Source organism: Dactylosporangium sp. CS-047395, assembly GCF_050942185.1.
Taxonomy (GTDB): Bacteria; Actinomycetota; Actinomycetes; order Mycobacteriales; family Micromonosporaceae; genus Dactylosporangium.
On record NZ_CP192015.1, the window covers coordinates 1,798,358 to 1,810,934 of the forward strand.

The following is a 12,577-nucleotide window of genomic DNA, read 5'->3' on the forward strand; positions in this document are numbered from 1 at the left end:
CGGGTGGAAACTATGCGGGTGAACGACGTTTCGGCCACGCGGGCCGCGGATGTGCTGCTCTCCGACGGCACCACCGTCCACTTGCGACCGATCCGGCCCGACGACGCCGACCGGATCGTGGCGCTGCACTCGCGGTTCTCGGAGCGCACGCGGTATCTGCGGTACTTCTCGGCGTACCCCCGGATCCCGCAGCGCGACCTCGACCGCTTCGTGAACGTCGATCACCACGATCGGGAGGCGTTCGTCGTCGAGCATTCCGGCGAACTGATCGCGGTCGGCCGGTACGACCGGCTGGGCACCGGCTCCCATCAGGCCGAGGTCGCGTTCGTGGTCGAGGACGCGCACCAGGGCCGCGGGATCGGCTCGGTGCTCATCGAGCACCTGGTCGCCGCGGCGAGCACCGAGGGCATCACCGAGTTCGAGGCCGACGTCCTGCCCGTCAACCAGCCCATGCTGCGCGTGTTCATGGCCGCCGGCTTCCACATCGAGCGCGAGTTCGCCGACGGCGTCGTGCACCTGTGGTTCCCGATCAAGGCCACCCCCGACTCCCTGCGCGTGCAGCAGACCCGCGAGCAGCGCGCGGAGGCCCGCTCGATCGCCCGGCTGCTCAACCCGCGCGGCGTCGCCGTCTACGGCGCCCGCGCGGGCGGTTCGGGCATCGGCGCCGCCCTCCTGGCCCACCTCAAGGGCGCCGGCTTCGCCGGAAAGCTGGTGCCGGTCCATCCATCGGCGCCAGTCGTCGGCGGGCTTCCGGCGGTTTCAAGCCTCTCTGGTACTGCCGGTGTCGACCTCGCCGTGATCGCCGTCCCCGCCGACGTAGTCCCGACGGTGCTCGCCGACTGCGCCGCGGCGGGCGTGCACGGCCTCGTGATCGTCTCCGCCGGCTTCGCGGAGTCCGGCCCCGCGGGCGCGGACGCGCAGGCGGCCCTGCTGCGGGCGGTGCGCGAGCACGGCATGCGCCTCGTCGGCCCGAACTGCCTGGGTGTGGCGAACACCGATCCGGGTGTACGGCTCAATGCCACCCTCGCCCCGCTGCTCCCGCGCGCGGGCCGCGTCGGCTTCTTCAGCCAGTCGGCCGCGCTGGGCACGGCACTGCTGGCCGAGGCCGACCGCCGCGGCCTGGGCCTGTCGACGTTCATCTCGGCCGGCAACCGCGCGGACGTGTCGGGCAACGACGCGCTGCAGTACTGGCGCGAGGACCCGCACACCGACGCGGTACTGCTTTATCTGGAGACCTTCGGCAACCCGCGCAAGTTCGCCCGCATCGCCCGGGAACTGGCCCGCCGCAAGCCCGTCGCGGCCGTGGCCAGCCCCGTCCGCCCGCCCGCACTGGACGCGGTCACGGTCGGCCCGGACGCGCGCGGCGTGGCGGCCCTGTTCGCCAGCTCCGGCGTCATCCGCGTGGACACCGTGGCCGAGCTGTTCGACGTCGGCCTGCTGATCGCGGGGCGCCCGCTGCCGACCGGCGACCGCATCGCCGTCGTCACCAACGCGGCCGCGCTGGGCGTCCTGACCGTGGCCAAGGCCCCGGCGGCGGGATTGCGGATAGCTGAGGGGTACCCACGGGATCTGGGTCCTGCGGTCAACGACGTGGACTTCGTGCGCGCCGTCCACGCCGCCCTGGACGACGAGTCCGTGGACGCGGTGGTCGCGGCGTATGCCCCGGCCCTGGCCGAGCGCGACCAGCTGGGCGTGGCCGAGCTCCTGCGGGTGTCCACGGCGGGCGCGCCCCGGCCCCTCGCCGTGGTCATGCCGGCCGACCCGTCCTTCACGGTGGCCCCGGCCTACGGCGACGAGGACCCGATCGCCCTGCCGATGTTCCCGGCCATCGAGGAGGCGGTACGCGCCCTGGGCCGCGTGGCCCGCTACGCCGCGTGGCGTCGCGAGCCGATCGGTTCGCTCCCCGACCTTCCCGGCGTGCATTCGGCGCAGGGCACCGAGATCGCCACCCGCTTGGCCGTCTCGGGCCTGGGCGACCGCGGCGAGGCGGATGCGTTGCTCGCCGCCTATGGCATTCCTGTTGTACCGAGCGCCTGGGCTTCCGGCCCGCAGGTCGTGTCCGTGGCCGTCGCAGCGGGGCTGCCGGTGGCCTTGAAGGTGGCGACGAAGCCGTGGCGGCACCGGATCGACCTGGGCGCCGTACGGCTGAACCTGACCACTCCCGCGGCGGTGGCGGAGGCGTACCAGGAGCTGGAGCGGCTGTTCGGCCTGGGCGTCGAGGTCGTCGTGCAGCCGATGGTGGCGCCCGGCGTCGCGTGCGTCGTCGAGGTCGTCGATGACCCGTCCTTCGGGCCAGTTGTTGGTTTCGGCCTCGGCGGCGAGGCGGCGGATCTCCTCGGCGACCGCGCGTGGCGCCCCGTTCCGTTGACGGACCGCGACGCGGCCGCGTTGGTACGAGCCCCGCGAGCGGCGCCGTTGCTGACCGGGTACCGCGGGGCCGACCCTGTGGATCTCGACGCGCTGGCCGACCTGCTGCTGCGGGTGGGGCGGTTGGTGGACGAGCAGCCGGCGCTGTCTTCGCTGACGCTGAACCCGGTGCTGGCCCGGCCGTCCGGGTTGGCGGTGCTGCACGCGAGCGCCGAGTTCGCGCCCCACCAGCCCCGCCCGGACAGCGGCCCCCGCCGCCTCTGACCCGAGCCCTACTGCGCCTTGGCGGCCTTGGCTTCGGCCTTGATCTGCTTCTTGTACTCGCGCACCTTCGCCAGCGACGGCCCGTCCACGATGTCGGCGACCGACTTGTGGGAGCCCTCGTCGCCATAGGCGCCCGCGGCCGCGCGCCAGCCCTCGGGTTGGACGCCGTACTGCTTGCCAAGAAGGGCGACGAAGATCTGGGCCTTCTGCTTGCCGAAGCCCGGCAGCCCCTGCACGCGGCGGAGCAGCTCGTTGCCGTCCGCGACGCCCTCCCACAGCCCGGCCGGGTCCCCGTCGTAGCGGTCGGCCAGGGCGCGGCACACCTCCTGCACGCGGACGGCCATGGCCTTGGGGAAGCGGTGCAACGCCGGCGGCGTGGCGAAGATGGGCAGTAGCGCCTCGGGGTCGAACTCGGCCAGCTCGTGCGCGGTGGGCTCGTGGCCGAGCCGCTGGGCCAGCACGTACGGCGAGGAGAACGCCTTTTCGAGCGGGATCTGCTGGTCGAGCGTCATGCCCAGAAGCAAGGCGAGCGGGCTGCGTGTCAGGTATTCGTTCGCGGCATCGTCGATCGGCAGCGTCATGGCCATGCCAACCATCTTCCACCGCTGGAGCCCTCGACCGACACCGGACCGACGACCGTTCATCCTGGGCCGGCCGACCCCTGAAGGCGCCGTTCGATTTCCGCTAGAGCAGCGAGATCGCGTTCCTCTTCCTCGCGGGCTTCCTGCGCTTCGCGCTCGCGGCGCCGACCGTCGAACTCGGCGTACACGCGACCGGCCTCCCCCTCCGCGTCGGCGGCCGACACTCGACCCGCGTTGCTCAAAACGTCGCGCTCGTTGAAGGTCAGGAACGCGTCCGTGCGCTCGACCCATTCCGCCATCAGGATCTGCTGCCGCCGTCGGGCCCGATCTTCCGCGAAGTCCAGGAACATGTTGGTGAGCCGATTGAGGTCGGTCATCTCTTCCTGAGCAAGGTAGTTTTTCGCGACTGTGGCGTCCGACTTTCGAATCTGCCGACCGGCCCAGGTGGTCAGGCCCATCGACGGGGAAGAGGCGTCCGCCCGGGCCACGATGAGCTCGCCGGCCGTGTGGCCGGTGACGGCATAGAGCAGCTTGTTCTGGATCGTGGCGAAGAACGTCTTGGCGACGATGGCGGTCGGCGAGTAATCAGCGCTCGTGGTGGCGAAGATTTCCCGCACCTTCTGGTAGAACCGCTTCTCCGACGCACGGATGTCCCGGATGCGCGCCAGCAGCTCTTCGAAGTAATCGGCCGCCTGAGCGTCCTTGAGGCGTTGGTCCTGCATGGCGAAGCCCTTGACCAGATACTCCGACAGCACCGTGGTGGCCCACTGCCGAAACTGCACGGCTCGTGGAGTGGTCGCGCGATAGCCGATCGCCAGAATCATGTCCAGGTTGTAGATCTTCAACTCGCGCTGCACCTGACGCGAGCCCTCGGTTCGAACTGTCAACTCAGAGTTGACAGTTGCCTCGCTCACTTCGCCGTCGGTCAAGACGCGGTCAATGATCTGCTGGATGTTCTGCTTCGAGGTTCCGTACAACTCGGCGATCTCCAGCTGCGTCAGCCAGACCGTCCCATCGACAGCCCGCAGCTGCACGACCGAGCCACCGTCATCGCTGCGATAGAGGATGATCTCTCCGGCATGGTCAACCATAACTCTCCGTCCGGTTCCGCATCGGCAAAGTGCGGGATCACTATAGGCCGTGTGGCCATTAGATGCGAAACCGTTCCCCGTCGACGCCGGAGCGCATCGGGGCGAACCGCCTCATCGGGGGGTTGGCGGGCGGGTGAAGCGCGCCCGGGCCCAGAAGTACCCCAGCAGGGCCATCGCCACCGACCAGCCCACCGCCCACACCAGATCCGCCCCACCCGGCGCCCCGTTCAGCGCGGACCGCAACGACTCGATGATCGGCGTGTACGGCTGATGCTCCGTGAACGCCCGCACCCCCGGCGACATCCGCTCGGCCGGGGCGAACGCGCTGCTCAAAATGGGCAGCAGGGTCACGGGCAACGCCGCGTAGGACGCGGCCACGACGGTGCGTACTGACAGGCCCATGGCGGTCGTCAGCCAGGCGGCGGCGAAGGAGGCCAGCGCCACGATGCCCGCGACCGTGAGCCAGCCGAGGAGGGTGGCGTGCGGGCGGTACCCCAGAAGGATCGTCAATCCGAGAATGAGGGCCACGCACAGCAGCGTGCGCAGGACCGTGCCGAGGACCCGGCCGGTGAGGACCGCGGCGCGGGAGATGCCCATCGTGCGGAAGCGGTTGATGATGCCCTCGTTCATGTCCGTGGCCACGGCCACCGCCGTCTGGCCGACGCTGTAGCCGATGCAGAGCACGACGATGCCGGGGGTGACGTAGGCGAGGTAGGCGGCGGTGCCGACGTCGGTCGCGGCGCCGAAGATGTAGACGAACATGAGCAGCATCAGGATGGGCGCGATCAGGGCGCCGAACATCGTGGACGGGTTGCGGCGGTTGTGCAGCAGGTCGCGCCGCAGCATGGTCAGGGCGTCGGTCATGCCACGCGCTCCTCGGTGAGGTGGCCGGTCAGGGCGAAGAAGACGTCGTCGAGGTCCGGGGTGTGCACTGTGAGCGTGTCGGGCTCGACGCCGCCCGATTCGAGGCGGTCGAGCAAGATCCGAAGGGCTTCGACGGTACCGTCGCCAGGGACCCGAAGCGCCAGTTCCTCCTCGTCGCGGGTCGCGCCCGGCAGCAGGGCGGCCGCCGCGGCGAGCGCCTCCGGCGTGGTGAACGCGAGCCGGACGTGCGCGCCGGGGACGCGGCGCTTCAGCTCGGCCGGGGTGCCCTCCGCGACGATGCGGCCGTGGTCCAGCACCGCGACGCGGCGGGCGAGTTCGTCGGCCTCGTCGAGGTACTGCGTGGTCAGGAAGATCGTCACGCCGCCCGCCGCGAGCTGCCGCGCGATGTCCCAGACGGTGCGGCGGCTGCGCGGGTCGAGGCCGGTCGTCGGCTCGTCGAGGAAGATGACGCGCGGGTCGCCGACGAGGGTCATGGCGAGGTCGAGGCGGCGCTTCATGCCGCCGGAGTACGTCGCGGGCGTGCGCCGGGCCGCCTCGGTCAGCTCGAAGCGCTCGAGCAGCTCGGCCGCGCGGCGCCGGCCCGCGCGCCGGCCCAGGTGCAGCAGGTCGGCCATCAGCAGCAGGTTCTCCTCGCCGGTGAGGAGGTTGTCGACGGCCGAGAACTGGCCGGTGACGCCAATGGCGCCACGTACCTTGGCCGGGTCCTGCCGCAGGTCGTGGCCGGCCACGGTGGCGGTCCCGCCGTCGGCCGGCAGCAGCGTGGCCAGGATGTGCACCATCGTGGTCTTCCCGGCGCCGTTGGGCCCCAGCAGGGAGAAGATCGCGCCGGCGGGGACGTCGAGGTCGATGCCGTCGAGGACGGCGCTGCCGCCGTAGGACTTGCGCAGCCCGGAAACCGTGATGCCCGAGTCGGTCATGGCACCACTATGGCACCACTCATGGCGCCATTCAAGCGCCATCTCCGAGGGTGCGGATGTTCCATGTGCACAAGCGCGCATCGCTCACAAAAGGCATTTTTCGTTCACAGAAGGGTTGAGTGATAAGCCTCCATCCATTCCCTCTGGTACCGCACGAGCTCCGTCTCCTCGCTCAGGACGTGCGCGAACATCTCGTTGACCACGGGGTCCGGCATGGCCAGGCAGGCGGCCCGGGTCTCTGCCGCCACCGCGTCCGACTCAGCCGCCAGCGAAGCGAAGTACGCGTCGTCGGCCCAGCCCCGCGTGCGGACCAGCAGCTCCAGGCGGGCGATCGGGTCGCGGTGCCGCCAGGCCTCGACCTCTGCGTCCGACCGGTACCGGCGCGGATCGTCCGAGGTGCTGTGGCCCGCCATCCGGTACGTCATGGCCTCGATCAGCACCGGAGGCCCGCCCGCGCGCACCGACTCCGCCGCCCGCGCCGTGACCGCGTGCACGGCCAGGACGTCGTTGCCGTCCACGTGGTACGACTCCAGCCCGAAGCCGACCGCGCGGCGGTGCAGCGGGGCCGCCATCTGCCGGCTCGTCGAGGTCGAGATGGCCCACTGGTTGTTCTGGCAGAAGAACACGATCGGGGCGTTCGCGACCGCGGCCCAGTTCAGCGCCTCGTTGACGTCGCCCTGGCTGCTGGCGCCGTCGCCGAAGTAGGCCAGGACGACCTCGTCGGCACCGTCGAGGCGGACGCCGACCGCGTACCCGGTGGCGTGCAGCGTCTGGGTGCCCAGCACCAGGCTGTAGATGTGGAAGCGGTAGCGGGCCGGATCCCAGCCCGAATGGGTCACGCCGCGCCACTGGGCCATCAGCTCGGCCGGCCCGATGCCCCGGCAGCGCGCGGCGGCCTGCTCGCGGTAACTGGGGAACACGTAGTCGCGCGGGTCGAGCGCCCGCACCGAGCCGACCTGGGCCGCCTCCTGGCCCAGCGCCATCAGCCACAGCCCGAGCTCACCCTGACGTTGTAATGCGTGGGCCTCCTCGTCGAAGCGGCGCGCGAGCACCATGTCCCGCAGTAGATCCCGGCACAGCTCAGGGGTCACCTCGAGCGGCGCATCCTCGTCCGGGCGCAGGGTTCCGTCCGGCGCCAACAACTGGATCATGTCCATCTCCCGTGTGGGTCACCTGCCTGCATCATCATCCTGCCGCCGGTGCCCGATCAATGGCGCCGCTGGCGCCATGCAATTCGCCATACTTGCGCGATACTGGCGGGCATGGACCTGACCCGCTACGTCGAGGGCCTGCGCGCCGAACTGCTCGCGGCCGCGGGTCCCGACGACGCCGCGCTGGCCGAACGCCTCGCCGGGGCGGTCGCCTCCGCGACCCGGCTGGCCATGTTCGACGTCCTGTCCGACGCGGCCGACGAGATCACCCGCGACCTGGCCCCGGGCTCGGTCGAGATCCGGGTGCGCGACCGCAACCCGTACTTCGTGGTCACCACCCCGGACGGCGACCCCGTCGCGCCGCCGTCCCCGCCGCCCCACGCCGAGGTCGCGGCCGAGGGCCCGGTCGGCCGGATCAACTTCCGCCCGCCGGAACAGCTCAAGCAACGCATCGAGGAGGCCGCCGCGCGCGAGGGCCTGTCGGTCAACGCCTGGCTGACCCGCACCCTGGCCGCGGTCGTCTCCGCCGAACCGGCCCCGCCCGCGCGCCCGAGCGGCAAGGGCACCTTCGTCGGCTGGGTGGGTTAGCGCACGGTCGCTGCCGTTGCGGTCGAGCTGTCGTTGTAGAGCTGCCGCCGTCGCTGAGCCGTCGTCGTCGAGCCGGGCCGCGCCCGCGCGTCCTGGCGGCGCCCGCGCGTCCTGGCGGCGCCCGCGCGTCCTGGCGGCGCCCGCGCGTCCGAGCGGCAAGGGCACCTTCGTCGGCTGGGTGGGTTAGCGCACGGTCCCTGCCGTTGCGGTCGAGCTGTCGTTGTTGAGCTGCCGTCGTCGCTGAGCCGTCGTCGTCGAGCCGTCGTCGTCGAGCCGTCGTCGTCGAGCCGTCGTCGTCGAGCCGTCGTCGTCGAGCCGGGCCGCGCCCGCGCGTCCTGGCGGCGAGGAGTCGTTTGTCGGCCGGGTGGGCTGGCGCGCGGTTCCTACCCTGGGCCGATGTCGCAGCGGTCGAGGGTGGTCGGGGTCTGGTCGGTCTTCGGGATCGCCGCGGTCGTCTCCGCCGTGCTCGTCTGGCTGCGCCCGGCCTCCGACCGCCTGTCCGACCTGCACATCTACTACGGCGCGGCGCGGGCGGTCAACGAGGGCCGGCCGTTGTACGACTACGTCGCGGAGAACGGGGGGCCGTTCACGTACCCGCCGTTCGCGGTGCTGCTGTTCCGCCCCCTCGCGCTGCTGCCGGAGACCGGGCTCCAGGTCGCGTGGCTGGCCCTCACCTGCGCCGCCGTCGTGGCCCTGGCCGTCGCGGTCGGCCGCGGGCTGTCGGCGTCGCGCCTGGCCGTCGCCGCCATCGCGTGTGGGCTGCTGGTTTCCGCGCCCGTGCAGAGCAATCTGCGCTTCGGCCAGGTGAGCATCTTCATCGTGCTGCTGGCGTTGGTCGACGCGATGGGTTTCCTGCCGCAGCGGTACCGCGGGATCCTCGTCGGCCTCGCCGGCGCCATCAAGCTCACGCCACTGCTCTTCGTGGTCTACTTCCTCGCGACCAGGCGCTACAAGGACGCAGCCCGCGCGGGCGCGGCATTCGCGGCGGCGGCCGTGCTCGGGGCGCTGGTGCTGCCGGGCGACAGCCTGCGGTACTGGACGGGAACCATGCTGCAGACCAGCCGCATCGGCGACCTGGCCTCCCTGGGCAACCAGTCCGTGCAGGGCATGCTGATGCGCGCCGGCCTGTCCCCGGCCGCGCTGCCGATCGTCTGGGCCGTGCTCATCGCGTCCGTGTGCGCGGCCGCGCTGTGGCGGTCCCGCACCCTCGACCAGCACGATGAACGCGTCCGCGCGGCGGTGCTCGTGGGCTGCGCGACGGTCGCCGCCTCGCCCGTGTCGTGGACGCACCACCAGGTGTGGACCGTGCTCGCCGCGATGCTGCTCGTGGCAGCCGAGGGAGCGTGGCGGCGGGCGGCGGGAGTCGGCCTGCTGGTCACGATGACGCTGTCACTGGGCGTGGTGCTGCGGGGGCTCGTGCCGTACCAGAGCTGGCAGTTCGTCCTCGAGAACGCACGCAGCCTGGCCGTCGTGGCCGTCTGCCTGGCGGGCTTCGGCGGCGCGGTGGCAACCGTCCGGCGGCGGGTCTGGCTGCGCCCGGTCGTGGCGGTCGTCGCGGCCCTCGTGGTGCTGGCCCTGACGCCGCTGCCGGCCGGGGCGGACCCGACGTTCAAGGCGTACACCGCGGCCGACCTCGCGAACCCGCGCTACTTCTACTTCGCCGCCGCACCCGGCCCGGCGCCGGTCACCTTCGAGGTACGCCGCGAGAAGACAAAGACCCGCGTCAACGGCGTGGTGGGGGAGTCCGTGGCCGGCCTGCGCTACACCTCAGCCCCCGGCGGCGCGGCCCGGCCGATCCCGCTGCTGTCCCCGGCCGCGGGGGTGCGCACGTTCTCGTTCCGCAGCGCCAGCCTGACCCACGGCCGCCTGGACGCCCTGACCACCGACGGCACCGTGCTGGCCAGCTACACCTCGTTCAACTGACCAGCGCCGCGTCAGGCCGCCCCGCGCCCGCGCCACGTCAGGCCGCGTCGTGCCCGCGCGTCGTGCCCGCGCCGCGTCAGGCCGCGTCGTGCCCGCGCGTCGTGCCCGCGCGTCGTGCCCGCGCGTCGTGCCCGCGCGTCGTGCCCGCGCGTCGTGCCCGCGCCGCGTCAGGCCGCGTCGTGCCCGCACGCCGTGTCCGCGCGCCATCCGCGTGCCGTGCTCGCGTGCGACGGTGCCGTGGCGTCGGGCGACGGTGCGGGTGATGGCGTGCGACCGCGCGGTGGTGGTGTGGTGGCGGTCGACGGCGCGGCATGGCGGCGGGCGACGGTGCGGCGGCGGGCGACCGCGCAGGGCGGACTGCGGCGCGGTGGCGTGGTGGCGCGCGACGGCGGGTGGTGGCGTGGTGGCGCGCGACGGCGGGTGGTGGCATGGTGGCCGGCGACGGCGGGTGGTGGCAGATGGGCGGCGCGGTGGTGGGCTGTAGTGGGTTCAGCTGATCAAAGGCGCCCCAGTCTCCAGGACCGTTTTCAGGCCGCTCACGACGCGCGACCAGGCCTCGTCGCGCTCAGGGTCGGGGTCGGGCTCGAGGTCGTCGACGGCCAGGGCGACCCGTGTCAGGCCCGGCTGGGTCTCGGTGATCTCCCAGGTGAGCCAGCAGCGCGCGGCCAGGAGGCTGTGTATCAGCAGCAAGTGGGGTACGGCGTGGACGATTTCGCCGTACAGGACGTCGTTGATCGGGCCGCGGCGGGCGTGGAACAGGATCGGGGTGCCCGGTTGCCAGGTGGACTCTACGGCCAGGCCGAGGTAGTAGCGGCGGGTCAGGGTGGGCTCGGTCAGCGCCTGCCAGACGCGCTCGGGAGTCGCGGCGATGTACAGCGTGAAGGTCCGGGTCCTCATGCCCGTCAATCATTCGCGTGGGGCGGGCGGCGGGGGGTGGCCCAGGCTGGTACAAGACAGTCGGGTTTTGGAAGGATGGGGCCTGTGGACGACTTGATCAAGGAGCTGGAGGCCCAGGAGGCCCGGCTGCTGTTCGACCGGTTCGACAACGATGATGCGTGGGCGTTGGGGTGCCTGCTCGTGGAGACGGCCAAGGAGCGCGGGCACGGGATCACCGTCGACATTCGGCGCGGGGGGCAGCAGTTGTTCCACGCCGCGCTGGCCGGCACCGCGCCCGACAATGACCGGTGGATCGAGCGGAAGGTGCGGGTGGTCGAGCGGCTGCACGCGTCGTCGTACCTCGTGGGGCGGCGGCTGGACGCGCGTGGGAAGACGTTCGACGCCGGGTACGGGGTCGATCCCGCCGATTACGCCACGCACGGCGGGGCGTTTCCGATCCGTGTCCGCAATGTGGGCGTCGTCGGCGTCGTGACGGTGTCGGGGCTGCCGCAGGCCGACGATCATGCGCTGGTCGTCGAGGTGCTGGAGCGGTACCTCGGCCAGGTGTCGTAAAGACGACTCGCCCCGGCGGCGCGGAGGGCTCACCATCCTCCGCGTGAATATTCGATTCGCACTCCCGGTTGCCGCAATGGTCGCGGCAACCGCTTTGGCCGGTTGCGCCGACGGCGACGCGACCGAGTCCGCTGCCCCGGCCACGTCGCGCGCGCCCATCGTGCCCGCGAGTGAGGCGCCGGTGGTGCCCACTTCGGCGCCGAGCAGCAAGGCCCCGGTCGCGAGCGGCGCGGCGGCGGGCTGCCCGGTCACCGTGGCCGCGCTGGAGAAGGCGTTCAAGGCGAACAAGGAGATCGCCGACAACATCCTGCTCGGCAAGGGGTTGAAGGACGCCAGCTGCTACGGGGGCTGGGCCACCGCGGTCGCCCAGCCGTTGAACATGGACGCGGCGACGGTGCTGTTCAAGTACGACGCCGCGAAGAAGACGTGGGCCGCGGTCTCCGGCGGCACCGACGGCATCTGCCGGGACACCGTGCCCGAGGATGTCGCGACACACCTCAAGGGTTGCCAGAACTAACCCGATCGAGTGTCGTAAATTGCCGGGGTGAGATACACACTCCTCGCTGTCTTCGCCGGGGCGGCCGCCACCCTCGCGGCCTGCTCCGGCGGGTCACCCCAGGCCTCGTCCACTCCCAACCTGCCCACGCCGGATCAGACCTCGCTGCTGCCGCAGACCGGGCCGGCGCCGCTCAAGCCCGGGGCCAGCCCCCAGGCCGGCTGCCCGGTCGACGCCGCGACCCTCGAGAAGGCGCTCGCCGCCGACCCCAAGCTCTCCTCGTCCGTGCAGCTCGGCAAGGGGCTCACCGACATCAGCTGCGCGACCGACTACGCGACCGCGCACACCGAGGGCGACCGCGCGACCGTGCTGTTCCATTACGACGGCAACCAGAAGATGTGGATCGCGGTCAATGGCGGTCTCAAGATCGGTTGCGACGAGGCGCCCGCCGACGTCCGCAAACAGCTCAAGAACTGCGTCTAGGAACCTGGTCAAATTCCATGGTTTATGGTCAAATCGCTCATGGAGCGTGAAGCACTGCTCCGGCTTCTCGCCGAGGAGCCGGGGGCAGCCTTCCAGGCATGTCGCGCGGCGATCCGCGCCGGTGCCGAGTACGTCGTCTGGGACCACACCCTGCCCGCCGATCAACTCGCGCGCAGCTACTCGCGCCGGGCGCAGCACATGGCGAGGATCGGCAACCCGATGCTCGGCAGCGCCGAGGCCATCGACGTGCTGCAGACCTCCGGCGACCGCCCGCTGCGGGTCGGCGAGGCCAAGATCGAGAACCCGCCGACCCACTTCCAGCTGTTCCTGACCGAGGACGCGTCCCGGGTTGTGGCCTGCATAAGCATCGATCAACGCTGAC

13 protein-coding genes are annotated in these 12,577 nt (G+C 71.7%); 7 read left to right on the plus strand and 6 right to left on the minus strand.

The window, feature by feature from the left end:
• The first annotated feature begins 18 nt into the window (after positions 1-18).
• Positions 19-2,631 carry a GNAT family N-acetyltransferase gene (locus tag ACQP00_RS08305; RefSeq protein WP_433216709.1) on the plus strand — a complete coding sequence of 871 codons (2,613 nt, stop codon included), beginning with the start codon at positions 19-21 and terminating at the stop codon, positions 2,629-2,631.
• An 8-nt stretch (positions 2,632-2,639) separates the two neighbouring features.
• Here the strand turns inward: ACQP00_RS08305 and ACQP00_RS08310 are convergent, their stop codons facing one another.
• The 5 genes from ACQP00_RS08310 to ACQP00_RS08330 form a co-directional block, all read right to left on the minus strand.
• A complete protein-coding gene (locus ACQP00_RS08310; protein WP_433216712.1) occupies positions 2,640-3,218 on the minus strand; it encodes an HhH-GPD-type base excision DNA repair protein in 579 nt (192 codons plus the stop codon).
• A 53-nt stretch (positions 3,219-3,271) separates the two neighbouring features.
• A complete protein-coding gene (locus tag ACQP00_RS08315) occupies positions 3,272-4,303 on the minus strand; it encodes a virulence RhuM family protein (RefSeq protein ID WP_433216715.1) in 1,032 nt (343 codons plus the stop codon).
• A gap of 111 nt (positions 4,304-4,414) precedes the next feature.
• Positions 4,415-5,167, minus strand: coding sequence for an ABC transporter permease (locus tag ACQP00_RS08320; protein ID WP_433216718.1), 753 nt, complete (start codon positions 5,165-5,167; stop codon positions 4,415-4,417).
• Positions 5,164-6,105 (minus strand): ATP-binding cassette domain-containing protein, encoded by a 942-nt coding sequence (locus ACQP00_RS08325; RefSeq protein WP_433216721.1) that lies wholly within the window; start codon positions 6,103-6,105, stop codon positions 5,164-5,166. The genes ACQP00_RS08320 and ACQP00_RS08325 overlap by 4 nt, the downstream gene beginning before the upstream one ends.
• Positions 6,106-6,209: 104 nt before the next feature.
• Positions 6,210-7,256, minus strand: coding sequence for a thiamine pyrophosphate-dependent dehydrogenase E1 component subunit alpha (locus ACQP00_RS08330; protein ID WP_433216724.1), 1,047 nt, complete (start codon positions 7,254-7,256; stop codon positions 6,210-6,212).
• A gap of 111 nt (positions 7,257-7,367) precedes the next feature.
• Between ACQP00_RS08330 and ACQP00_RS08335 the strand changes: the two genes are divergently transcribed.
• Both ACQP00_RS08335 and ACQP00_RS08340 read left to right on the plus strand, forming a co-directional pair.
• Entirely contained in the window at positions 7,368-7,844 is a 477-nt protein-coding gene (locus ACQP00_RS08335) for a toxin-antitoxin system HicB family antitoxin (RefSeq protein ID WP_433216727.1), read from the plus strand.
• 396 nt (positions 7,845-8,240) lie between these two features.
• Positions 8,241-9,767 (plus strand): glycosyltransferase 87 family protein, encoded by a 1,527-nt coding sequence (locus ACQP00_RS08340; protein WP_433216730.1) that lies wholly within the window; start codon positions 8,241-8,243, stop codon positions 9,765-9,767.
• A 489-nt stretch (positions 9,768-10,256) separates the two neighbouring features.
• Here ACQP00_RS08340 and ACQP00_RS08345 read toward each other — a convergent pair whose 3' ends face one another.
• Positions 10,257-10,664, minus strand: a complete 408-nt coding sequence (locus tag ACQP00_RS08345) for an SRPBCC domain-containing protein (protein ID WP_433216733.1) — start codon at positions 10,662-10,664, stop codon at positions 10,257-10,259.
• Positions 10,665-10,748: 84 nt separating this feature from the next.
• On the opposite strand from ACQP00_RS08345, the gene ACQP00_RS08350 reads away from it, so the two are divergent.
• The 4 genes from ACQP00_RS08350 (at position 10,749) to ACQP00_RS08365 (ending at position 12,576) form a co-directional block, all read left to right on the plus strand.
• Positions 10,749-11,216 (plus strand): heme-degrading domain-containing protein, encoded by a 468-nt coding sequence (locus tag ACQP00_RS08350; RefSeq protein WP_433216736.1) that lies wholly within the window; start codon positions 10,749-10,751, stop codon positions 11,214-11,216.
• Positions 11,217-11,397: 181 nt separating this feature from the next.
• Positions 11,398-11,733, plus strand: coding sequence for a hypothetical protein (locus tag ACQP00_RS08355; RefSeq protein WP_433216739.1), 336 nt, complete (start codon positions 11,398-11,400; stop codon positions 11,731-11,733).
• Positions 11,734-11,760: 27 nt separating this feature from the next.
• Positions 11,761-12,195, plus strand: a complete 435-nt coding sequence (locus ACQP00_RS08360) for a hypothetical protein (protein ID WP_433216742.1) — start codon at positions 11,761-11,763, stop codon at positions 12,193-12,195.
• Between the two features lie 24 nt (positions 12,196-12,219).
• On the plus strand, positions 12,220-12,576 hold the full coding sequence (locus ACQP00_RS08365) for a hypothetical protein (protein WP_433216745.1): 357 nt from the start codon (positions 12,220-12,222) through the stop codon (positions 12,574-12,576).
• The last annotated feature ends 1 nt before the right edge of the window (position 12,577 follow it).

Bases quoted from the DNA above. Each gene is read 5' to 3' on its own strand.
- ACQP00_RS08340 (WP_433216730.1), top strand. From the start codon at position 8,241: ATGTCGCAGCGGTCGAGGGTGGTCGGGGTCTGGTCGGTCTTCGGGATC.
- ACQP00_RS08365 (WP_433216745.1), top strand. From the start codon at position 12,220: ATGGTCAAATCGCTCATGGAGCGTGAAGCACTGCTCCGGCTTCTCGCC.
- ACQP00_RS08325 (WP_433216721.1), bottom strand. From the start codon at position 6,105: ATGACCGACTCGGGCATCACGGTTTCCGGGCTGCGCAAGTCCTACGGC.
- ACQP00_RS08335 (WP_433216727.1), top strand. From the start codon at position 7,368: ATGGACCTGACCCGCTACGTCGAGGGCCTGCGCGCCGAACTGCTCGCG.
- ACQP00_RS08310 (WP_433216712.1), bottom strand. From the start codon at position 3,218: ATGGCCATGACGCTGCCGATCGACGATGCCGCGAACGAATACCTGACA.
- ACQP00_RS08345 (WP_433216733.1), bottom strand. From the start codon at position 10,664: ATGAGGACCCGGACCTTCACGCTGTACATCGCCGCGACTCCCGAGCGC.
- ACQP00_RS08320 (WP_433216718.1), bottom strand. From the start codon at position 5,167: ATGACCGACGCCCTGACCATGCTGCGGCGCGACCTGCTGCACAACCGC.
- ACQP00_RS08330 (WP_433216724.1), bottom strand. From the start codon at position 7,256: ATGATCCAGTTGTTGGCGCCGGACGGAACCCTGCGCCCGGACGAGGAT.
- ACQP00_RS08315 (WP_433216715.1), bottom strand. From the start codon at position 4,303: ATGGTTGACCATGCCGGAGAGATCATCCTCTATCGCAGCGATGACGGT.